Annotated in this window: 17 protein-coding genes and 1 tRNA gene; 6 read left to right on the top strand and 12 right to left on the bottom strand. The window is 44.8% G+C overall.

Going from position 1 to position 22,248, the window contains the following annotated elements:
* Positions 1 to 42 precede the first annotated feature (42 nt).
* The 5 genes from QUB20_RS05690 to QUB20_RS05670 all read right to left on the bottom strand — a co-directional run bounded on the left by QUB20_RS05690 (position 43) and on the right by QUB20_RS05670 (position 7,744).
* Positions 43 to 2,649, bottom strand: coding sequence for a PAS domain S-box protein (locus tag QUB20_RS05690; RefSeq protein WP_333245048.1), 2,607 nt, complete (start codon positions 2,647 to 2,649; stop codon positions 43 to 45).
* A complete protein-coding gene (locus tag QUB20_RS05685; protein ID WP_333056787.1) occupies positions 2,646 to 3,041 on the bottom strand; it encodes a response regulator in 396 nt (131 codons plus the stop codon). The genes QUB20_RS05690 and QUB20_RS05685 overlap by 4 nt, the downstream gene beginning before the upstream one ends.
* A 125-nt stretch (positions 3,042 to 3,166) precedes the next feature.
* Positions 3,167 to 4,603 carry a response regulator gene (locus tag QUB20_RS05680; RefSeq protein ID WP_333209128.1) on the bottom strand — a complete coding sequence of 479 codons (1,437 nt, stop codon included), beginning with the start codon at positions 4,601 to 4,603 and terminating at the stop codon, positions 3,167 to 3,169.
* Entirely contained in the window at positions 4,596 to 7,463 is a 2,868-nt protein-coding gene (locus QUB20_RS05675) for an ATP-binding protein (RefSeq protein WP_333245051.1), read from the bottom strand. Before QUB20_RS05675 ends, QUB20_RS05680 begins: the two co-directional genes overlap by 8 nt.
* 83 nt (positions 7,464 to 7,546) lie before the next feature.
* Positions 7,547 to 7,744, bottom strand: coding sequence for a hypothetical protein (locus QUB20_RS05670; RefSeq protein WP_333056790.1), 198 nt, complete (start codon positions 7,742 to 7,744; stop codon positions 7,547 to 7,549).
* An 86-nt stretch (positions 7,745 to 7,830) separates the two neighbouring features.
* On the opposite strand from QUB20_RS05670, the gene QUB20_RS05665 reads away from it, so the two are divergent.
* Positions 7,831 to 7,903 (top strand) — tRNA-Arg (locus QUB20_RS05665).
* Between the two features lie 66 nt (positions 7,904 to 7,969).
* Here the strand turns inward: QUB20_RS05665 and QUB20_RS05660 are convergent.
* From QUB20_RS05660 to QUB20_RS05630, 7 genes are all read right to left on the bottom strand, one after another.
* Positions 7,970 to 8,134: a hypothetical protein gene (locus tag QUB20_RS05660; RefSeq protein WP_333245054.1), complete on the bottom strand. Its 165-nt coding sequence runs from the start codon at positions 8,132 to 8,134 to the stop codon at positions 7,970 to 7,972.
* 71 nt (positions 8,135 to 8,205) lie between these two features.
* On the bottom strand, positions 8,206 to 9,822 hold the full coding sequence (locus QUB20_RS05655) for a diguanylate cyclase domain-containing protein (protein WP_333245057.1): 1,617 nt from the start codon (positions 9,820 to 9,822) through the stop codon (positions 8,206 to 8,208).
* Between the two features lie 5 nt (positions 9,823 to 9,827).
* Positions 9,828 to 10,643, bottom strand: coding sequence for an alpha/beta hydrolase (locus QUB20_RS05650; RefSeq protein ID WP_333245060.1), 816 nt, complete (start codon positions 10,641 to 10,643; stop codon positions 9,828 to 9,830).
* Between the two features lie 164 nt (positions 10,644 to 10,807).
* Positions 10,808 to 11,116: an EAL domain-containing protein gene (locus tag QUB20_RS05645; RefSeq protein ID WP_333245147.1), complete on the bottom strand. Its 309-nt coding sequence runs from the start codon at positions 11,114 to 11,116 to the stop codon at positions 10,808 to 10,810.
* Positions 11,117 to 11,863: 747 nt separating this feature from the next.
* Complete coding sequence (kaiC, locus tag QUB20_RS05640; protein WP_333245064.1) at positions 11,864 to 13,426, bottom strand: circadian clock protein KaiC; 1,563 nt, start codon at positions 13,424 to 13,426, stop codon at positions 11,864 to 11,866.
* A 347-nt stretch (positions 13,427 to 13,773) separates the two neighbouring features.
* Complete coding sequence (gene kaiB, locus QUB20_RS05635) at positions 13,774 to 14,088, bottom strand: circadian clock protein KaiB (RefSeq protein ID WP_006632119.1); 315 nt, start codon at positions 14,086 to 14,088, stop codon at positions 13,774 to 13,776.
* A 188-nt stretch (positions 14,089 to 14,276) separates the two neighbouring features.
* Positions 14,277 to 15,212: a circadian clock protein KaiA gene (locus QUB20_RS05630; RefSeq protein WP_333245068.1), complete on the bottom strand. Its 936-nt coding sequence runs from the start codon at positions 15,210 to 15,212 to the stop codon at positions 14,277 to 14,279.
* 396 nt (positions 15,213 to 15,608) lie between these two features.
* On the opposite strand from QUB20_RS05630, the gene QUB20_RS05625 reads away from it, so the two are divergent.
* The 5 genes from QUB20_RS05625 (at position 15,609) to QUB20_RS05605 (ending at position 22,212) form a co-directional block, all read left to right on the top strand.
* Positions 15,609 to 18,866: an ATP-binding protein gene (locus QUB20_RS05625; protein ID WP_333245072.1), complete on the top strand. Its 3,258-nt coding sequence runs from the start codon at positions 15,609 to 15,611 to the stop codon at positions 18,864 to 18,866.
* Positions 18,867 to 19,223: 357 nt separating this feature from the next.
* Positions 19,224 to 20,105 (top strand): tetratricopeptide repeat protein, encoded by an 882-nt coding sequence (locus QUB20_RS05620; protein ID WP_445299379.1) that lies wholly within the window; start codon positions 19,224 to 19,226, stop codon positions 20,103 to 20,105.
* Between the two features lie 234 nt (positions 20,106 to 20,339).
* A complete protein-coding gene (locus QUB20_RS05615) occupies positions 20,340 to 21,533 on the top strand; it encodes a glutathione S-transferase family protein (RefSeq protein ID WP_333245078.1) in 1,194 nt (397 codons plus the stop codon).
* Positions 21,534 to 21,664: 131 nt separating this feature from the next.
* Complete coding sequence (locus QUB20_RS05610) at positions 21,665 to 21,895, top strand: hypothetical protein (protein WP_333245081.1); 231 nt, start codon at positions 21,665 to 21,667, stop codon at positions 21,893 to 21,895.
* The gene (locus QUB20_RS05605) at positions 21,850 to 22,212 is read left to right on the top strand and encodes a type II toxin-antitoxin system PemK/MazF family toxin (RefSeq protein ID WP_333245084.1); all 363 of its coding nucleotides are present in this window, start codon (positions 21,850 to 21,852) and stop codon (positions 22,210 to 22,212) included. The genes QUB20_RS05610 and QUB20_RS05605 overlap by 46 nt, the downstream gene beginning before the upstream one ends.
* The last annotated feature ends 36 nt before the right edge of the window (positions 22,213 to 22,248 follow it).

Raw genomic sequence — 22,248 nt, 5'->3', positions numbered from 1 at the left:
ATAAGTCATTCCCAATTGTTAAATCTCAACTCTAAAATGGTATTATGCAGGAGCGATCGCGCCTTTCAGACACCGCTGCATATAAATTTGAGCTACCTTATCATTAGGGTTGATTTCTAAGCAGGCCGAAAACAATCTTATAGCTTCGCCACACCTATCACTATTGTAGAGTACCAAAGCTTGCTCAAAGATTGTCTTTGTCTCTAACTTTTTCTGTCGTAACTCTGGCGGATCGGCCGCAAATACTTCATAAAGTGTTACCATTCGGGATTTGCCTTTAACTGTTACGCGATCGATCAACCTCAAATCATAAATATTGTTTAACTGTATAAAAGTATTGTGAGTAATTAACATCGAAACTTCATACTCTTTCGTCAAAGTTTCCACGCGGGAGGCTAAGTTTACCGCATCGCTAATCACCGTGCTGTCCATCCGACTTTGGCCGCCCACCGTGCCTAACATCAAAGAACCTGTATTGATGCCAATGCCAATTTGCAGCGGCGGGCGATCGGGTCGATTGCGACTAATATTATACTCGTTAAGCTCTTCTAGCATTGCAATGCCAGCTTTCACAGCATCGTCCGCACTGCCATCAAACAGCGCCATAATCGCATCGCCAATGTATTTGTCAATAAAACCAAAATTGTCAGTAATTGCCGGTTCCATCCGGGACAAATAACCATTAATAAATTTAAAATTTTCTTCGGGATTCATTTTTTCCGAAAGAGAAGTGAAATCGCGGATATCTGAAAACAGCACCGACATTTCTTTCTGTACCTGATCGCCTAATTTGACTTCCAGAATACTTTCATATCCCAGAAAGTGGAGAAATTGGTGCGGCACAAACCGCCCGTAAGCATCTGTTAATTTTTCTTCTGCTGCTAAAGCTTTTTGCAACTCGTCTGTGAATTGGCGGCGCTCGGTTTCTACCTCTAGACGTTCCGTGATGTCTTGAAAAGCCGCGATGGCGTAAACTATGTTTTTCCGTTCGTCGTAGATTGGAGTCGCCCAAACCTCGATCGGCACAATCCGATCCGATCCATGAACTTCTAGATCGTCCATACGCACAAATTCTCCCCGCAACGCCCGAACAATCGGTTGGCTATCCCTGGGATACAATTGATTAGTTCCAGCGTCGTAAAAATGATAAGCTTCAGGAAATTGCTCAGTACCCCCATCAAAAATTAAACCTTGGGCTAGTATCCTTTCGCCCCAAGAATTCATGTAAAAAGGTTTACCCTTACCATCCACAACAAATATTCCTACTGGCATCGCTTCCAGGAATTGAGTCAATCGGCTTTCGTTTTCTGACAGTGCCTCATTTAACTTTTCTTCGGCTGCCAAAGCTTTTTTTAAATCATTAGTAAACCTAATTCGTTCCACTTCTACCTGTCTTTGCAAACTAATATCCTTAGCAAAACCCTGATAGTAAAGCACTTCACCGTTAGCATCATAAACTGTGCGCGCATACTCAGAAATCCAGATAATGCTGCCATCTCGACAGTAAACCTGAGACTCAAACTCACACAGAGTACCGTGCTGTTTCATCAGCCCCAAAAACTCTTGACGGCGGTTCGGTTCCACGTACAATTGCTGCTGAATATCATTAATACTTTCTATCAATTCTGACGCAGAATCGTAGCCGTAAATTTCCGCCAGAGCAGGATTCGCACTGATAAAATGTCCGTCCGGCGTCGTCTGAAAAATACCTTCTAGAGCATTTTCAAATATCCCGCGATACTTCTCTTCAGCTTGAATTAGCGCCGCTTCAGCTTCCTTGCGTTCACTTATGTCACTAAAAGCAATAATCGCATAGGAAATGTCTCCGGTAGAATCATAAATTGGAGTTGCCCAACTCTCTACAGGAATAATCTTATTAGCTGTACGAATTTCTACACCCTCAGTCCGCACATTTTCGCCCCTAAGCGCCCGCATAATTGGCAATTCTTCCACAGGGCATCTCTGATTAGTCCCGGTTTTATAGAATTGATAAATAGCTGCTTTTTGCTCTGAATTAATATGTGGCACAGTGCCTTTGCCAAATACATCCCGCGCTTTCTGGTTAGCGTAGAAAGATTGCCCGTTTGCATCAAGTACACACACGCCCAATGGCATAGCTTCTAAATATTGCGTCAAGCGACTTTCGTTTTCATGGAGTTTGGCAATCAGCATCGCCTGCTTGCGGTTTAATTTTACCAACTCCTGATTCATTTCCTGCAGTTCTCTTTGTTTTTCCGCTAATTGTTTATCTTGAAAATATCTATATATTGCCTCAGTGACCGTTAATTTTAAGTCATCACATTGCCAAGGTTTAGGTATATATCGGTACAATTTAGCATAGTTAATAGCATTGGCTACCGCATCCAAATCGGCCTGGCCCGTCAGCATGATTTTGAGACAGTTCGGCGAGATAGCATGAACGCTCCTTAATAGTTCGTCTCCTTTCATGCTAGGCATGATATGATCCGAAATAACCAAAGGAACTTCATACTGTTCTGCTAAAAGTTCTGACAGCAACTCTAAAGCTTCTTCGCCACTTTGGGCCGTTTCAATTAAATATTTATCTTCAAAGGCTTTTAGGAGGTCTATTTCCAGACTATCGAGTATAGTCTGCTCATCATCCACACAAATAATGACTGGTTTTTTCATAAATTTGCTAGACCAGACTTAATCGCTTCAATTAATTCTTGATTCTGCCAAGGTTTTTCTATGAAAGCATGAAGATTAGCTTGATTTTTTGTGCGTTCGATTGCTTCTTTGTCGGCTTGTCCTGTCAGCATCACTGTCACAATTTGCGGATATTTTTGGTGGATTTTAATCAGCAACTCATCTCCTTTCATTCCGGGCATCAACCAATCAGAGACAATTACTAAAATATTAACCTCAGCTTCACAGAGCTCTTCAATAATTTCCAGGGCCTCGGCAGCACTTTCAGCAAATTCGCAAAGATATTTACCGTTAAATGCCTGTTGCAGTTCAATTTCCAGACTTTCCAACACTCCTACTTCATCGTCCACACACAAAATTGCTGATTTAGACATCGCTAGTTTCCTTCTTTAGTGGGGTAGGGTGAACCCCCATGGGCAGTACACCGTTTTCCAAATTCTACATTCTGCGCGGCTAGACTGCAAATTTTCGCCCCCGACTTCAGCATCCGGCGCTTTAGCTACTCAGTTAAATTAATCGGCAAACACACGGTAAATACTGTTTTACCGGGCCTCGACTCCACATCAATTTTACCTTGATGTTTTTCAATTATTTTTTTGACAATATCCAGTCCCAATCCGCTGCCTTCTCCCGCAGGTTTGGTGGTAAAAAAAGGCTCAAAAATTTTCGGAATAATCTCTGGTTGAATCCCCTTACCGCTGTCAATAATTTTTACCAAGAGGCTGGTATCTTGTTGTAGCGCGTCAATTGTTAAAGTCCCTTGATTGTCCATCGCTTGTAAGGAATTGTGAATTAAATTTGTCCAAACTTGATTGAGTTCATCAGGATAACATAGTACCACAGGCAATTTATCTTGATAGTTTCTGAACACTTCCACACCCTGCTTGATTTGGTTTTGGTAAAGAGTTAATACAGTTTCAATTCCATCCGTAATATTCACTTGTATTTTTTCCCCATTTACATCGTAACGCGCATAATTTTTCAGGGCAAAGACAACTTTTGCAGCGCGTTCAGTAGCGGTAGCGATGGTTCGGGCGCTTCTGTGAATGCTAGCAAAGTCGTAGGCTGTTTTTATAATATTTTCGCTGTCAGGATCTTTGAGCAACGACAAGAATTCTTGCAAATTTCCTTGCAATCCGATATTGACTAAAATGCTAGCAAGGCTGTCAGCATTGTCAAGACCTTCCGACTCTAGTTGCTGCTTCACTCCTTTTTTCAATACCCGTTTTTCTCGAGTAGATAAAGAGTAATTTTGTTGACTAGAACTGTACATCAAACGCAAGAAATCTTGCTGGCGTTCAGCAGACAGTTCTTTAAAAAAAACTGGCAAGCTTTCGAGATTGTTATCCAAAAAGCTGGTAATATTTCCAATAGACGACCGAATCGCTCCCAACGGCGTATTGATTTCGTGAGCAATGCCCGCAATCAGTTGCCCTAATGCCGCCATTTTTTCCGATTGCACTAATTGATTCTGAGTAGCTTGCAGTTGGTCTAAAGTAACTGTAAGTTCATTGTTTTTCTGTTGGAGTTTTTTTCGCAACTGGCACATTGCTAAATGGGTTTCTACCCTCACTAGAACCTCTTCCACCTGAAAGGGCTTAGTAATATAATCTACCCCGCCCACAGCAAAGGCTTTGACCTTGTCAAGTACGTCATTAATCGCGCTAATAAAAATTACCGGGATTTCGCAAGTTCGTTCATCAGCTTTGATCTTTTCGCAAACTTCATACCCATTCATTTCGGGCATCATAATATCCAGCAAAATCAAATCTGGAGGCATACCTTTGGCTGCCGAAAGCGCTAACTCACCGCTAGGTACCGGGCGAACTTTATAGCCCTTGCTGTTCAAAATTCCGGCTAGCAGCCGCAAATTAGCTGGGGTATCGTCAACTACTAAAATATTACCGCGATCGGTGCTAGGAATGTCGTTATTCATGTGATCTTGCTTGAGATATTAATTTTAAAAGTTTGTCGTACTCAAAATTTTCTATACAATTTGCGATTGCACCTGCCGTTACTGCATCCTTTAAGCGAATTTGCTCTATCAAAGTATCAATTAAATCCATATCTGCATTCTGTATTGCTAGCTTTAAATCAGCTACCAGTGAATCAGGCAATTTTACGAAATCAGTCGCACTCATAGCGCGATCGCCCTCTTTGATTGCCGATAAATCACTTTGAGCCGGATCTTCATAAATATAGCGCACTCCGATATGTTTGTGCATAGCATCAAAAATATCGGGTTCCCGGAAAGGCTTCCTCATAAAAGCATCGCAACCCGCCGATAAAATAACTGCCCGTTCTTCCTCCAAAACGCTGGCTGTCAGCGCAATAATCGCAGTAGCTTGACCTTTAATAGTACCTTTAATGTATTGCGTAGCTTCGTAGCCGTCCATCACAGGCATTCTCATGTCCATCCAAATGAGATGCGGTTCCCAACTATCCCAAATCTCAATAGCTTCTTGACCGTTATTCGCTTCTTTTAGTTCAAAACCCAGAGGAGAGAGGATTTTAATTAACAATTGGCGATTGAGCGGTTTATCGTCTACTATCAAAATTCGATAGGTGTGTTGGTTGGGAACCAGGCCTATAACATTCCTGATCGGCTTTGGGCGTTCAATATCAGCCGCATCGACAGCAATAACTTGAATATCGAACTGAAAATTCGTTCCCTTACCAACAGCAGAACTGACGCTCATTTCACCGCCCATTAATTCCACAAATTTGCGACTGATGGGCAATCCCAAGCCAGTACCTTCTTGCGAATCTTTGCCTGTCTTGGTTTGCACGAAAGGTTCAAAAATATCGTCTAATTCATTGGTAGCAATACCGGGACCAGTATCCTCGACTTCAAAATGAAGGAAGAAGGAAGAGGTAGAAGCTGCATCGTCATTTGGGGTTGCAATGATTTGGTTGTTCGACTGACTGATTTGAGATATTTTAAGACCATTTATGGCGAAAAAATCTGTAGGTTTTGATACTGCAAAATCAGAAAAAATTCCCCCTTGTGCCTGCTGATTTCGGCCTAATGACTGCTTGCCAACTCTTACCGCTACACAGCCTGCCTCGGTAAACTTAAGAGAATTATTGAGCAGATTAATTAAGATTTGCCGCAACTTTAACTCGTCAGTTTTTATATATTGTGGCACATCGGGACTGCAGTCAAAAATCAACTGCAAGTGCTTGTCATCTGCTTTGAGTTGAAACATATCTTCCACGTCGTTTAGCAGGCGATAGAGGTCGAATTTTTGGGGATTGAGGGTGGTGCGCCCCGATTCAATTTTAGATAAATCCAGCACGTTATTAATCAGGGTAAGGAGGTGTTCTCCGCTGCTGCTAATTATGCTAATATTTTCTTGATGCTCTGGGGATAGAGTTTGGCTGCGAGTCATCAGTTGGGAAAAACCGAGAATTGCATTGAGAGGCGATCGCAATTCGTGACTCATATTAGCAAGAAAGGTACTTTTAGCTTGATTCGCTACTTCCGCTTTGTCTTTAGCTATAGCCAATTCTGCCGTCCGCTCTTGCACTCGCTGTTCTAAAGTTTCAAAAGATTGTTGCAATTGTTGAGCCATGCTGTTAAATGACTTAGCTAATTCCCCCAATTCGTCGGAGCGTTCGCTTTCTACTGTTTTATCCCATTCACCTTTAGCAATATTTTGGGCTGCTGTATTTAAGCGCCAAATAGGATTTGTCACCCAGCGAGAAGTCAGAATGCCGATAACTAAAGCTACTCCTAAAGCTGCTAAACATAGCCAAATAGTAGTCTGGGTATTAGCATCTATTTCTTTGGTAAAATCTGATTCGGGAACAACTACCACAATCAGCCAGTCTAAACCTTTGCCATCTTGGAACGGTAGAACTTTTACAAATTGTCGCTTGTTGTCTATTTCAAAATTAAAGAGATAGGAAGTTTTTATTTGCTTTAATCCCTGAAAACGAACTGCTACATATTTAGCTGTAGCTTGAGTCGAGTGGTCAACACTCTCTTCTGCTTTGAACAGTTCTTTCTTATTATTATTTTTGATGCGAAATGGTTGTTCGGCAGTTGAAGTTGCCAGTAAAGTACCATTCTTTTCCATAATAAATGCTTGCCCGGATTTGCCAATTTTGAGACTGTTTAAAAAACTCCCAATATGGTCTAGACGCAAGGCGCTAATTAATACTCCTTGTAGCTGATTGTTCTCGTATACAGGTTGGAGCGCACTGAGTATTAAGGTTGGTTCTAGAAACGAAATATAAACGGAACTCCAAGTTGGTTGTTCGAGATGAGCCGCATTTTTGTACGAAGGATGTTCGCGGATGTCAAAGTTTTTGACAACTGTTGCTAGGGTAGTGCGATCGCCTGTATCATTAGTATGGTAAGAATAAAAATCAAAACCAGTAGATTTGCCTGATAAATTAATCATTAGAGAGCCATTTGACAGTTTCTCTCCGGTTCGATAGTCTCCATTCTTGTTGCCAATGGAGGTAAAATTGATATATGGATATAATTGTACTTGGCGCCAAAGATATTTCTCCCAAGCGGATAAGTTGTCCATATTTAACAACCCGAGTTTGACAGCATCCAGCTTGGTTTGATTGATTTGATGGGGAGTTGTTAGGTAAACTTGCAGGTTTTGCTCGACCCGCAAACTCACCTCGCTCATTAACTGACTGGCTAGGTTATTAACTGCTTTTTGTCCGTTTCTAAAAGACAGATATCCTACGAGTCCCACGGCTCCCACGATTTGCAATACAAATGGAACTATGAGAACAGTTCGCAGCGGTAATTTGTCTAAAATTTTAGAAACCATAAGATTGAGGGGTTTGGTGAACTTAGTCTAGAACCGTATTTGCACAACCTGTCTTAACTGCAGCACCATTTATTTACTGCCGATTAGCTAGGGGAATTGATGCGGGCTATTTTAGCTGTGGTAGATGCTCGACCCCGATCGCTTGTGAACCTAATGTTTGGTCGATTAAAGTCTATTATTTTACCCATTGTCGTATTATTGTTACCATTTAGGTAAAAGTTGCCGTCTCTGGCTGCGAGAATGGCCTGATACCCGATCGCGCGGGCGAGTTTAACCCGCATGGCTCAAGCAGTTTGGAGGCAGGCTAGGAAATTTGCGATCGGCACTCGTCATTTTCCGCAAGACGTGTTATACTCTAAATAGTTGAGGGCACGTAGCTCAGTGGATAGAGCATCAGGTTCCGGTCCTGAGGGTCGGGGGTTCAAATCCCTCCGTGCTCACTTTCTATGTCGTTTGCGGAGTAAGGGTTTCAGGTTAATTGTATTACCGATAGTCCTATTTTCCGCTCAAATTTCGCTCCCATCTGTTCCAAGTATCTCCAAAACCACCTCCATATCTGCCAAGTTTGGGCCGGAATTTTTGCGCCGCGCTTTCAACTGGTTGAGAAGGTCTGCCGGCTCTGGAAATTCTGCGACGGTCGGAGCGGAGTTTTCCAATAGCTCCGTACTCATTTAAATTTATAAAATGACTGATTTTGAGAGACCGGGGACAAATTTTTATCCTCGGTCTCAATTATTGTGATTTAAGCGTCAGTGTCAAAAATCGAATCACCGCTGTAGTCGCAGATCCGGGACTGATTGCGCCCCTGTTGCTTGGCACGGTAGAGTCCACGATCGGCAAGCGCAATCAAGTCAGCCGATGATAGTTCCGAAATCGGAATTAAGTTGGCGATACCCATACTAATAGTAACTACATCGCTCACATCAGAGGTTTTGTGAGGAATATGTAAAGCTTGAATAGCAGCGTGAATCCGTTGGGCTACCGAACTCGCTCCTTCAATATCTGTATTAGGCAAAATGATGGCAAATTCTTCTCCGCCGTAACGCGCCACTAAATCCGCCGGACGGTACACCACCTCTTGCACCGTCTGAGCAAGTTTGAACAGACAACTATCCCCCATTTGATGACCGTAGGAATCATTATAACGTTTGAAATAATCCACATCAAATAACAAAAGAGAAATAGGTTTTTTTTCCCGGTATAGCCGCTGCCATTCATGCTCTAAGCGGTCATTAAAACAGCGACGATTAGCAATTTGAGTCAACCCATCAATATTTACCACTTGTTCTAAGAGATGAGTAGCGCGGGCTAGTTCTTCGTTAGAGAGTGCCAGTTGTTGATTAATTTCTCTCATCCGCGCTTGAGCCTGCTGCCTTTCTGCCAATTCCTTCTGCAACTTCTGAAAAATATCCGCTTGTTTAATGGCGATCGCTAACTGATTAGCAATCTGTTTAACAAGGTCAACTTCAAATTCTTCCCATTGCCGAGGCGCAGAACATTGATGAATACATAACAACCCCCACAAATCTTGTCCATTGAGCAACGGCGCAACTAAATTAGCCCGAACCGGAAATTGTTTCCAAAGAGCGCGGTAACAGTGTTGAAGGTCAATATTATTGATATTTTCTACTATCTGCGTTCTCCATTCTTGATATGACTCAGGATATTGTTCACCACAACAATGGTCGTTAAATTGATTTTTGCTTACCAATTTACATCCTTCGCCTACGGATTCTGAAACAAACTCACCATATCCAAATTTACTATCAGGATCGAACTTAAATATGCCGACGCGCTCGGCATCAAGAAACAAGCGAATATCCTGCGAAGCAATCTCAAAAATTGTAGACAAATCAAGAGATTGACGGATGTGTTGAGTAATTTCTTGAAGTAATATCGCCTTGTCGTACTGTTTCCGCAGAGCGATTTCTGCTTGCTTTTGGGCGAGAATAGCTGCCTCTGCTGCTTTTTTTGCTTTAATAATTTCACCTTCGTATAGGATACGCTGGCGGATACAGATCAAGATGCAATTGTTGACGAAGCTTCCTCCTTTCTCCCGACGCACAGCGTTGATCAGCATCGGTATATCACTACCCTCCTTTGACCTTAATGAGAAGTAAATTTCCTCTACTTTACCATGGAGCTTCAACAGGGGGAAGAAATGGGTTTGATAGAAAATCCGGCTGGCCATTGGCAGAATGAATTCCATCTTCTGTCCCCGCAGTTCATCGGTTTCGTATCCGAGTAATTGCAGTAATGTGGCGTTGACCATTACGATCGTACCATCGTCAGCAAACGAGAGGAATCCACAGGGTGACGTGTTGAGTAGCTCGTCTATCTGGTAGGTCATGTTTGCCATACAAATCAGGTAGTATGAGGTACACTCAAATACTCCTTAATCATCTCGATCGTCTCTTGTGGATGACTCAGGTGCGGGCAATGTCCCGTAGCTTTCATCACCCGTAGCGTACTTTTAGGTAGGTGGCGGTGGAGGTAATCCCCTACCTGGGTGGGAGCAATCACGTCATCAGCGCATTGCAATATCAGTGTAGGTACTGATGCCTTGGGTAAATCACTGCGATTGTCAGAGTAAAAAGTTACCTCGGCAAAGCGACTTGCAATCACCGGATCCGTAGAGCAAAAACTTGTCTCAAGTTCCTCAGTTAACTCAGGACGATCCTCATTCTGCATCACCATTGGCGCCAGAAAGCTTGCCCAACCAATGTAATTTTTCTCCATGATATCGAGGAGATCCTCAATATCTTTGCGCTCAAACCCTCCGTAATAATTTGGTAAATCATTGATGTAGCAAGGTGAAGGCGCTACGAAAATCAGGCGATTAAAGTAATTAGGAGCTTGAATTGAGGACAGAAGGCCGATCATACTGCTGACAGAATGACCGACAAAAATTACATCCCTCAAGGCTAATTGTTCACAGATATCGAGGACATCCTGAACATAGCCATTGAGGTCGCTGTACCGTTCATAACTGTAGGCACTAATATCAGACTGTCCCGAACCTACATAATCAAATAGGATAATTTTGTAATCCTTCTCGAAGGCCTGTGTTACGAAACGCCACATATTTTGATCGCACCCAAATCCATGAGCAAACATCATCGTCTGGGTGCCTTGTCCTAAGACTTTTATATTATTCCGTAAGAAAATTTTTTTAGTCATTTGAGCGAGACGAGCATTAAATTAATTATAAGACTTTTGCGCGCTTTCATGAGGGACGATTGCTGATCCCACATAGCGGTAGGCAACAATTCAGGATGTCGGATTAATTGAATGGCAACCTCAGCAATGGCAGGCTTCCTCAACATATAACGCTGCCCGATTTCCTAGGCGATCGCTTGTAACGATTCCCATTTCGCTGGGGCTTCCATTCCTTCAGCAATTATGCTGAGATTTAACCCCTCTGGGATTACAACTATGGGTTTTTGAATTCCGCGATCGCTCGGATCGCTGGCTAAATCGCGGACAAATGAGCGAGCAATTTTGAGCGACTTCACCGGAAAATTTTTCAGGTTGTTAAAAGCAGAATAGCCCGTCCCCAAATCATCGACATAAATCCCCATACCATGCTTTGATAATTTGCTCAAAACATGGTATGTAATGTCAACATTAAGCATCATTACAGTTTCCGTAATCTGTAGCTATAGATATTTCGGCTTCATCTCGGTGCGCTCAAGGATGCGATCGCTCTTAGCGATTAAAGTCGGTTGGGTGAGTTGACGTGGCGACAGATTCACCGCGATATTAGGAAGAATTAGTCCTGTTGCTAGCCACTGCTGATATTGCCCACAAGCTTGCTCTAAAACCCATTTGCTCTTCGGGCAAAATCAATCCAGTTTTTTCGGCGATGGGAATAAATCGATAGCCATGAACCCAAGCTAGTTCAGGAGAATGCCCTCCTATAGCAATCCTAAATGATTATACTCGTTACCAGGCAGAGCCTGGTAACGCATATCCGGAGGCTCTGCCTCCATAGTCTCCGCCGAGGCAGAGCCTCTGGACATCGGTTCCCAGGCAGAGCTTGGGAACCAGTTAACCAGTTATTGAAACTGATTTAGGATTGCTATACTATAACTTTAACACCCGCAAGGCTACCTGTTTGCCAATCGAGCTGAGGTTTATCATACAGCAAATATTGGCTTTCCAAGCACAATTCAAGAGATTTGCGATCGCCAAGGTATTGGATTTGACCCAAGGTATTGTTGCTGTGTAAAAACTATAGGTATTGGGTTCGATAGGCAATAAAAGCTCCTATTTTCGCAATTAATAACCTGCCAAACATTGTCGCGGTTGCTATAAATGTTCACAAACTCCTCACATTAAAAAAGTTGGGTTTCCTAGCTCAACCCAACCTACTTTTAACAACGAATTACTGCTAACTCTCAAATATCCTCATCGTCTTGACCTTGCACACCCTGGAGAATCCGCGATAGCTCACTCTTCTCATTAATCGTAATCCGAGTCGGAGAACCGCTGATAATCCGTTCGTAACCACGGAACGAATCTTTAATTTGTGGGCCTCTTTCAGTAATTGTGTATTCCCGAATTCCTTTATCGTGCCAGGAACCGCGCATCTTAAACACATTAATTGCCCGCGACATTTCTCCTCGAATCTCTACATACTGCAGCATAATAATCGTGTCAGTAATCGTAGAAATATGGGAGTCCGTAATCGAATTAGAACCCATAAACTGGTCGCTTGTATTCGTAAAAAAGCCTGTTATTTCTTCCTGCTTCGCAAAACCTGTCACTCCGATCACAAATTGCCTGAAAGCATTATTGCTGACACCCCTAGCTAAGGCCGACAGCGAGTCTATAGCAATTCGAGAAGGTTTGAACTCCGCAATTTCTGATTTAATAGTCTGCAAGTGGTCTTCCAAACCGGCAGATTCCGGGTAAGTACATAGCAGCTTCAGCAGCCCTTTCTGTTCCATTTCCTCAAAATCAATGCCCCAAGAATAAGCATTGCGGAACAACTGAGCCCGCGACTCTTCATAGGCAAAAAGCAGCGCCCGATTGCCGTTCATACAAGCATTCTGCAAGAACTTGCTCACCAAGAGTGTTTTGCCGGTGCCCGTTGCACCCGTAGCCAAAATAATCGAGTCTTTGAAAAAGCCGCCGCCGCACATCTCGTCGAGAGTTTTATCGCCCGAAGAAACCCGCACGTTGGAAGACTTTTGAGTTAATCGCATCGCCCCTAATGGGAAAATATTAATTCCGTCATTAGTCATAGTAAAAGGATATTCGCCCTTCATATGAGTTGTACCCCGCAACTTCAAAATTTCGATGGTGCGGCGGCGGCGTTCTCCTTCCAATACGTTGCGAACAATCACCACATTATCCGACACAAACTCTTCCACTCCAAACCGAGCCACCGGGCCGTATTCTTCCACCCGTTCCGTCGTCATAACTGTAGTTGCTCCGACTTGTTTGAGGCGCGCAACTAAGCGAAAAATTTCTCGGCGCACCACCGATGCAGCATCGTACTGCTGAAATACGGCGGTAACAGAATCTATTGAAACCCGCTTGGCTTTGTACTTGCGAATGGCGTACTGAATTCGCTCGATTAAGGCTGATAAATCAAAATTTCCTACGATATCTTGACCTTCTGGATCGGGGGAAGCGTCCAAAATAAATAGCTTGCCTTCCTCGATTAACTGTGCTAGATCCCAACCGAAACTGCAAGCATTTTTAATAATATCTGTCGGAGATTCTTCAAAAGTTACGAACACTCCAGCTTCGTCAAAATGGGTAATTCCATTATAGAGAAATTGTACGGCAAATAAAGTTTTTCCCGTTCCTGATGTGCCACTGACTAGGGTGGTTCGGCCGATGGGCATTCCGCCGTGACTGATGTCATCGAAACCCTCAATCATCGTGCGAATTTTTTCAACTCCTGCCGTTACCAATCCTTCTCGTTTAACCGTTTGACTAATTTCATTCATGTCGATTTTTGTCAACTCTCAGTATTCTTTAGTTGTCACTCATTAACCGCGGATCATGAGTCTTTGTACCCAGCTTTTAGTTTTGGCTCTTGCTCAATAACTAATGACTGCTGAATGCTGACTAATGACCCCGCCCAAAAACCGATACCGTGCCACGTACTCCTGTCGTGGAAAGATAGAAATTTTAGACTTTTGTTCAACCTCCCAGATTCATCTGTGGAGTAAATCTAAAATCTAAAATCGTTCGACGATCGCGCGACTCGACGCTTCGACGCTCGCGCTCGCCGAACGTTTGACGCCAAACCGAAGTCTCAAATCTAAAATCGACTGACTCTTACCTGATTATCTTATGAATTCAGGTCTTCTTCGCGAAGTTCTTCATAGAGCAAATCTAATCCTATCAGAACTTTCTCACGATCGGACAAATCGCCAATAATTTTCCGCACCGGCGGCGGCAGGATTTTGGCCAGCGTCGGGGTTGCCAATATTTTGTCCTCTTCTGCTAGCTGAGGGTTTTTGAGAACATCTATGACTTTCAGCGCATAGACACCTTGAAATTCTTGTTCTAGGATGTCCTTTAGGGTTTTCAAAGCTCGGACTGAGTTGGGAGTATTCCCCGCAACGTATAGCTTCAGAACGTAGGTTTTCTTCAGAGGACTCATGAACTTTTTTAAATGTTGAGTATTAGTTGTCAGATGTTAGTTGTAGTTGTTATTTGTCTTAAATCCGCTGTTCTTTGTTATTTTATAATAATTTCAGCCTCGCGCTCGCTCGGCAGTTGGTCTGCTCCTTTCTTTTTTGTTAGATTCTACCTTCTACCTTTTCTTTCTTAAATTATGCCGAATCCCTTCTAGATTCTACCTTGAGATGTTTCTTTCGGAATCGATCGCCGATACATCTCGCACATATGAGCGATCGCGTCAATCAGGGTCAAACGGTAATCTAGCAATATTTCCTCGCTGCGCCCTTCTAATTTTAGCTGTTTAGCAAACTCGTCCATCAATTCCATGTGAATTTCTACAATTTGAGTCACGGGAACGTCAGCAAAAAAAGCCAAATTCACAAATTCATCTATTTGATTGTTGACGGCAGCATCTTGAGAAAAGTAATTCAAAACGATGTCGCGATAACTTGACTTGAGTTGCTCCAAAAACTTTTGCTTTTCGGGGGCCGACAGATTTTTCAAAAAAATCTGAGAATTTCTTTTATAATACACACCTAAGTATCCTAATCGCTCCCGTAATTTTTCCGCCAGTCGCCGCTGCTGTCGGCTGAGCAAACTTTGAGCAGTCAATTGGGCTGTCGCATCGACGGTTACGGATTGGTAATTGACAGGAACCGGAGTTGAAAGTTTCAGAAATTGTGCGATCGCCCGATCGATACCAGCAGCTATTTCGCTCGATCGAGCGATTGCCAGTTGCACCTCAGCAGGGTGATAAAAAAAAGCACAGCTTTCGTCTTGACTCTGGTTGGCGGTACTGGCTGCGGCCTCAAAACCATCTGAATATGGTGCTTCGGGCCTGCCATCTACCGGCGCGTGAGGCGAAAAAATCACAGCAGGCAAAAAGAGCAATCGTTCTTGCAGCTTCCCCACAAGCGATCGCAGATCCCCATCCACCTCCAAAACCAAACAATCAAGGTGATAATTGTGCTTAAGGAACCCCAAAAGCTCCACTGCCGACTTAATGTGCGTTAAAGCATAGCGTTCGCCTCTCAAAAGCTCGATCGCAGAGGCTGCAATTTCCTCAGAGCGGACAAAAATACCGATAGAAAGTTGAGGAAGCAAAGCTGTAGGTGCACCACCTAAGTTGCCTGAAAGTGCTGGATCGCTCAGAGTTGATATCTCCTTTACAAAAAACTTAACATTTTAACAATCATCTCAATATTTATTTTAACCAATCTTAACCGCAAAATAAGTGATGCGCTTCTACCAGAGGAAGAATCAAAGTGTACTCCGTGGTTTTTGTGTCAAGCACCCTGAGCGTGATTTCTGCAATTAAGCTTAAGCCTTAAAATAATTGCTAGTCGCCTCAAATCAGGCGTAGGCATCGAACTCCCCCGTCTCGGTGCGGATACCGAGCCTGATAGGGAACTGATATAAAACAAATAAGATACAGAAATTCGCAGCTACATTGAGCATCAAAAATATTACTGCTCTCGCGAGCAGACTCTCAGGTTTGTTATGCCACTCACCACCCCCAGTCTCAAAAATTTTATCGAGCCAGTGCCGCTGTGCCTCCAAACGGGTGCGCTAGAATCGCTGCAGTCAATTTTCAGATCCTGCAACTGCGATCGAGTCGCAGTAGTCAACGAACAGTTACAGCCGCTGGGATTAGTGTACCTCCGCAGCCTTTGGGCCCGCGCGGCCGATCGCACAAACGACGGGCAGCAACCTTTGTCAGAAAGCTCGATCGCGATCGAGCCAGTCAGAGCATTACCCGCCACTATGAGCGTCAGGGAATTCTGGGAGTACCTGCAAACAGAAGAACAAAACACCCCAGCCCGGTCAAACCGCCAAACCGCCGGCATTTCCTCAAACAGCCCGATCGCCGTCACAGATGCCAGTGGTCAATTTTTAGGAATGCTAGACAGCCTGAGCCTGCTGCAATTCGCCGCACTCAACAGCAGCTCGCTCTGCAGCCTCACAGAGCAGGAAACAGCCGTCAAAGAAATCGAATTAAGGCCGGTTTCCGAAGCCATCGCCACGGCCCTAGGCGCTCAAGTGCGCTTTCTAGAAGCAGGATTGAAACCTTCGGAAAACCTGAACTCCCTAGTTGAACTATTGGAAAAACTGCCCCTGCCCCTGAGATTGCAAACCCCTACCGCACAAATAGTCAGTCAAAACGCAGCGTGGCGGATTTTGCTGGGAGCAGGCCCAGAACCAGTTCCCGAACCAGCAGCAAATTTGGGTAAACACTCGCCCCGCAAACCAAGCAATTTAACAAGCGAATACAAGAGCGTGCAGTTTGAGGCCATCACCAAAGACTGCAGGAGCCTAGTAGGAGCAAGTAGATCGGGCGATTCCCTGCGGGATAGCTTCGCCGCGCGTGATTCAACAGCAGCCACCAGTTGCCCACTACCCTTGTACGCCGCCGCCTCCCCCTCAACCTTAACCGCTCCAGCTTGGTGTCCCATGGCCGGCAAACCAGACACCTACATTTGCGAGTGCCCCGTACAAAAAGGTCAAGAACGGATCTGGCAATTTGTCAAACAGCCGCTCTCAGACAAGCTAATTTTAGTAATGGGACAAGATGTCACCGAAGAACATTTAGTCGCCAAAGAACTAGCAGCGAAAAACGCAGATTTAATCCACCTCAACCGACTAAAAGACGAATTTTTATCCTGCATCAGCCACGAATTAAAAACCCCGCTCACCGCCGTCCTCGGTTTGTCCAGCCTCCTCAAAGATAAATTGATCGGAGAACTCAACGATCGCCAAACACGCTACGCCAAACTAATCCATAAAAGCGGGCGGCACTTGATGACAATAGTTAACGATATATTAGACTTGACCCGGATGGAAACCGGGCAGCTAGAACTAATTCCCGAAGCAGTCGAAATAGAATCAACCTGCCAAAGAGCCTTTGAACAAGCAAAACAACTGCAACAGCAAGAAGAAAAAAAACCACCCGAACCAAGCAAAACTGACGGCACAGCAAACGCAGAACCTTCCGCCCAAATAGAATTTACACTCGAAATAGAACCAGGATTGAGCCAATTAATTGCGGATGAACTGCGACTGCGGCAAATGCTGGTTAACCTCCTTTCCAACGCCCTAAAATTCACCGAACTCGGCGGCAAAATCGGATTGAAAGTAAATGTTTGGGAAGGCTGGATCGCATTCAAAGTTTGGGACACTGGCATCGGCATCCCCGCCGACAAACAGCATCTGATCTTTCAGAAATTCCAACAGCTAGAAAGCCCCCTCACCAGGCGCTTTCAAGGAACCGGACTAGGACTGGTACTGACTCAACGCCTAGCTCGGCTCCACGGTGGGGACGTTTCGTTTATTTCCTCAGAAAATCAAGGCTCTCAATTTACCCTGTTGCTGCCGCCAAATCCTCCGGCAAACTGCAGAGAAGAATCCCCAGTACCTGGAACCGCCGAGGAAGAATTATTAAAACCCCAATATCCGACTCCGATCGCCAATTCTCGCTCTCGTTTAGTATTAATAGTCGAAGCAGTTCCTAAATATATCGAAGATTTAACCAACGTCCTTTCGGGTTTGGGCTACCAAGTAATAGTCGCCCGTTCCGGTACCGAAGCACTGGAAAAAGCTCGCAGGTTCTGTCCCGAAGCGATTTTCCTCAACCCGCTGCTGCCACTGCTGTCGGGTTGGGACGTGCTGACGCTGCTCAAGAGTGACCCGGATACCCGATCGATTCCGGCGATCGTCACGGCCACCAGAGGCGAAAAAGAACGGGCCAGTGTCAACAGGGCCGAAGGCTTTTTGAGCTTGCCGATCGAAGAATCCGCTTTGCGGCGACTGCTGGCGGACTCGATTGGCGACACTAATGGCAGTACCGCCAAGGTGAGGAGTTCTTTAACTGTATTGTGGCTCAGCCCGCAAAACAGTTCCTCTCAAGGTTCCGCTTTACTGCTCAACCCCAACTACTGCCGGGTTTTAGAAGCAGACGACCTCGGCCAAGCAGAACTCGTGGCCAGAATTTGGCGCCCCGACGCGATCGTCTTGGATAGTACAAGTCAACTGCAAAACCCCTTAGCTTTTATCGAACAGTTAAGTCGGTCTCGAAATTTGGGTTCTCTCCCGTTGGTGACTTTAGACCCTCCAACGACGCAACTGGCAAATCAAGTCAAAGGATTGTCGGTATTTCCCTGTTTAGCCACTACCAGTCCCGACGACAGTGAAACTTCACCAACCGGGTTGGTGCCAAGTGCTTTGTGGCAAGTGATTCAAGTTGCTGCGGGCATGAGTTGGAAGCCCAGCATTTTATTTGCTGACATTTCGACTTTACCGGATTTGCACTCCTCTTCTGGGGGGAACCCGACGGAAGAATTGGAACATGGCGATCGATCGACCGCGGCCGAGATTCCCCTCCCCAATTCCCAGTTTTCTAGTCCCAACCTTCAAGCTTTGATTCAATACATCCACACCGCAGGATTTCGAGGGTCGATCGCTCCCTGCTGGACAGAAGTTTTGCAGCAGTTGCAATATCAAAGCGTTGACTTAGTTTTGCTGTGCTTGCGAGATGCCCCCTCAGAATCAACCGCTATGCTGCAGGCGCTGTCGAACCTGCGCCAAATGGCAGTAAAACTGCCAATTTTAGTCTGGGATTATCGGTCGGCTGTAAATTCGGAATCAGAGGCGATCGACTTTCTACTGCAAGAAGTATCTGCCAAAATTTTGCCTTCTTCCTTATCGGCAGCACAATTGTTAGATAAAATTCAACAGACTTTATTAACTCACTCAAGTTCCTGAGAAGGAAGAATTTACGAGGTTGGTAGTGAGGAATTTACTCCTCTCTAACCAGTAAAAATAAACTATTATTTATGAGGAAAAACAGAATGATGTAACTATTTAACTGACAACTGTGAAGCATTATTTATTAACTCATTCAACTTTCTGATAATTCATAATTTTGCCTATTTGTAATGAGGTGATAAGTCGTATCTAAAAGAGTGAAGAAAAACGGTTATCCTGAATGTAAACATAATTTTAGAAGTATTTAAATGAAAACCCCGAAGTGTGCCGAGTCAAGAAGCAATATCAAAACTCAAAAATATGAGTTATTATAGGCGATCGAGAAACCCTTATATTTTTTTCTGGGGCTGTACAGTGCCTAATCGCATTCCTTTAATATCTCTGCTACTCGCACTCGGTTTGGGGGCAATGCCCCAGCCTGCTGTGGCACAGGCACTCCTGCCTTACACCCTGCAAATCGACTCGGCCCAACTCGAACAAACGGCCTTGAGCCTTGCAGAAGAAGCCGTCCAGCTAGCCAGACTCCAGCAGTACCAACTAGCGGTACCTAGAGCCGAACTCGCCACACAGTTAGCCCCCAAAAATGCTCAAACTTGGACTTTGTTAGGTAGCTTGTACCTTCAAGTCGAGCAGTTTGACAAAGGCATTGAAGCTTTGGGGCAAGCTCAATCTCTCTCACCAGAAAATCCATCAATTAAATTTGTCTTGGGAGAAGCTTACTTTCGGAAAGCGAACTACGAGAAAGCAGTTGAATATTTGCAAGCAGGATTAAAACTCAAACCAGACACTCCAGGTGCATTATTTGATTTAGGCAATGCTTTTTATAAGCTAAAGCGGTTTGATCAGGCGATCGCCCAATACGAAAAAGCCTTTGCTTTAGAAAAAAACCTGTGGCCTGCTGTCAACAATATCGGATTAGTCAAATACGAAATGGGAGATGTTGATAGCGCCATCAAACGCTGGGAACAGGCGATCGTGATTGACGACAAAGCAGCCGAAGCAATGCTAGCTCTAGCAGTAGCATTCTACACCAAAGGTGACAAAGAAAAAGGCTTAGCGATGGGAGAAGCAGCTCTGAAACTCGACAAACGGTATGCTACCGTAGAATATCTCAAAGAAAACCTCTGGGGCGATCGTTTAATCGCAGATACGCAAAAGTTGCTAGCCACTCCTGAAATGAAAGCAGCACTGGCTAAAATTCAAGACGCCCCACCCCCTCCCCAACTGTCGCCTTAATTGTAGTTAAGTTTGTAGTGAGGACTTGAGTCCTCAAAGCCTTTTTTAACTGATAACCAACTATCTTATTCAGCACTAAGACCAAAAAATAGTTGAATGCGCTATCGGTAGGGGTAAGGTGCGCGCACAGCGCACCCTACAGATAGAGTTGGTGCGTAAGTTCTATTATTGCCACGAAGCAATTGCTGTCTCCAATCTAAAATCTAAAATCTAAAATCTAAAATCTAAAATCCCATGACCCCCCTAAGCTGGACAGAATTAGAAGCCCTCACAGACTTTGAAGTCGATCGCACAAACGGCCCCACCAACGCTCAATCCCGCTTGCGCCTCTTCGGTAAAACCGAATCCGATGTGCGAGTCACTCTGTACCGCGATAACCATGCTTGGTGTCCCTACTGCCAAAAAATCTGGCTGTGGCTGGAAGAAAAACAAATCCCCTACCGTATTGACAAAGTTACCATGTTCTGCTATGGGGAAAAGGAAAGTTGGTACAAGCGCAAAGTGCCATCGGGAATGCTACCGGCGATCGAACTAGACGGCCGCATCATCACCGAAAGCGATGACATCTTAATCGCCCTCGAACGAGTCTATGGCCCTTTGGGTTTGGGCATGGAAAACCCCGCAGTAATACCCATGCGGCGGTTAGAGCGACTGCTATTTAGAGCCTGGTGCTCTTGGCTGTGCTACCCAGCAATTTCAGCCAAAGTAGAACAGCACAACCGCAACCAATTTATCAGCGTCGTCACCCAGGTAGAAAAAGCTCTGGCTAGCACTCCGGGGCCTTATTTCCTCGATGAATTTGGCACTGCGGATGTGATATTTACGCCCTACGTGGAACGGATGAATGCCAGTCTTTACTACTACAAAGGCTACTCGATGCGGGAAGAAAACCCGCGCTTTGCTGACTGGTTTGCGGCGATGGAAACCCGCCCTACCTATCGCGGCACTCAAAGCGATTTTCACACCCACGTCCACGATTTACCGCCTCAGATGGGCGGGTGTTATGAAAACGGCGAACCTCAGATGCTACTCAATAAAGCCCGCGTGGATAATGGGCCTTGGGCTGGACTGCCGGATGTGATGTATCCAGAACCGGAAACCTCCCGCGCTGAAGCACTTCACCGCGTCATTAAGCACCAGCGCAACATCGTTCGAGTCAATCCTGCTGATGACAACTTATTCGATGAGGCTTTGCGTTGTGCTTTAACTTTGATGATGACTGGCGAAGTTTGTACGCCGCCGAGTGGTTCTGATGCGGCTTTGCGGTATTTGCGCGATCGGGTGAATGTGCCCCGCGATATGTCGATCTACGCGGCCAAGCGATTGAGGGAAGCGTTGGAGGAAACGGCGGCTTTGGTGGGTGAGGGCCAAGGTTCTCCGATTCTGCTGAAGCATCGGCGAGACCAAGATCCGGCTAATTTTGTGTAGTGTTAATCCGTAGGGTGCGTCGCTGCGAGATTTTGGATATAACTTGCAGATTATAGATGGCGACGCACCCTACTTGCAATCTGCGCGATCGATGTGCTACCATTGGTAGTATTAAAAGTGGCATAAATAATATGAAAGTATCTATCTCTTTGCCAGATGAGCTAGTGCGTTACATTGACCAGCGTGTAGAAAATCGCAGTCGGTTAGTTGAGGTTTTATTGCAAGCATGGCGCAAACAACAAGAACAGCAGGCAATGGTAGAAGCTTGTTTATTGCTGGATGAACTAAGTGATGAATTAACCGATGAGGAGGAAGCATGGCAGCAAGCAGCGATTATCGACTGGGAAGCATCTGGCTTGTAACTTTCGATCCGTCAGTTGGTACAGAAATCCGCAAGACTCGACCAGCAGTAATTATTTCAGGAACTGCTTTTAATCAACGCAGCAAGGTAACTGTTCTACCCATCACTTCTGCTGTTCCCAACGAGGGTTTACGAGCTGTTGTTTTGCCTGTGATTCCTTCGACTCTCAATGGTCTGAGTACCGAGAGTTTTATCGTTTGCGTCGATCCGATGACGTTTGATAAACGCAGACTTGTGCGCTGTCTTGGGCAATTGGAGTTGCACCAAATACCAGAAATTAAACAGATTTTGGCTCGATATTTAGAAATTGAAGAGTAGGGAAATGCAAAAACTGGCGGGGTGACAAATATAGCA

Source organism: Microcoleus sp. B4-C2 (assembly GCF_036705265.1).
Taxonomy (GTDB): Bacteria; Cyanobacteriota; Cyanobacteriia; order Cyanobacteriales; family Microcoleaceae; genus Microcoleus.
Note: the sequence above shows the minus strand (reverse complement) of the source record. Positions and strands in the feature narration are given on the sequence as shown.

What these genes read in the sequence shown, in the direction of transcription:
- QUB20_RS05650 (WP_333245060.1), bottom strand. Translation starts at nt 10,643, where the DNA reads ATGACTAAAAAAATTTTCTTACGGAATAATATAAAAGTCTTAGGACAA.
- QUB20_RS05685 (WP_333056787.1), bottom strand. Translation starts at nt 3,041, where the DNA reads ATGTCTAAATCAGCAATTTTGTGTGTGGACGATGAAGTAGGAGTGTTG.
- QUB20_RS05655 (WP_333245057.1), bottom strand. Translation starts at nt 9,822, where the DNA reads ATGGCAAACATGACCTACCAGATAGACGAGCTACTCAACACGTCACCC.
- QUB20_RS05625 (WP_333245072.1), top strand. Translation starts at nt 15,609, where the DNA reads ATGCCACTCACCACCCCCAGTCTCAAAAATTTTATCGAGCCAGTGCCG.
- kaiB (WP_006632119.1), bottom strand. Translation starts at nt 14,088, where the DNA reads ATGAGTCCTCTGAAGAAAACCTACGTTCTGAAGCTATACGTTGCGGGG.
- QUB20_RS05610 (WP_333245081.1), top strand. Translation starts at nt 21,665, where the DNA reads ATGAAAGTATCTATCTCTTTGCCAGATGAGCTAGTGCGTTACATTGAC.
- QUB20_RS05615 (WP_333245078.1), top strand. Translation starts at nt 20,340, where the DNA reads ATGACCCCCCTAAGCTGGACAGAATTAGAAGCCCTCACAGACTTTGAA.
- QUB20_RS05680 (WP_333209128.1), bottom strand. Translation starts at nt 4,603, where the DNA reads ATGAATAACGACATTCCTAGCACCGATCGCGGTAATATTTTAGTAGTT.
- kaiC (WP_333245064.1), bottom strand. Translation starts at nt 13,426, where the DNA reads ATGAATGAAATTAGTCAAACGGTTAAACGAGAAGGATTGGTAACGGCA.
- QUB20_RS05675 (WP_333245051.1), bottom strand. Translation starts at nt 7,463, where the DNA reads ATGGTTTCTAAAATTTTAGACAAATTACCGCTGCGAACTGTTCTCATA.
- QUB20_RS05670 (WP_333056790.1), bottom strand. Translation starts at nt 7,744, where the DNA reads ATGCGGGTTAAACTCGCCCGCGCGATCGGGTATCAGGCCATTCTCGCA.
- QUB20_RS05690 (WP_333245048.1), bottom strand. Translation starts at nt 2,649, where the DNA reads ATGAAAAAACCAGTCATTATTTGTGTGGATGATGAGCAGACTATACTC.
- QUB20_RS05660 (WP_333245054.1), bottom strand. Translation starts at nt 8,134, where the DNA reads ATGAGTACGGAGCTATTGGAAAACTCCGCTCCGACCGTCGCAGAATTT.
- QUB20_RS05605 (WP_333245084.1), top strand. Translation starts at nt 21,850, where the DNA reads ATGGCAGCAAGCAGCGATTATCGACTGGGAAGCATCTGGCTTGTAACT.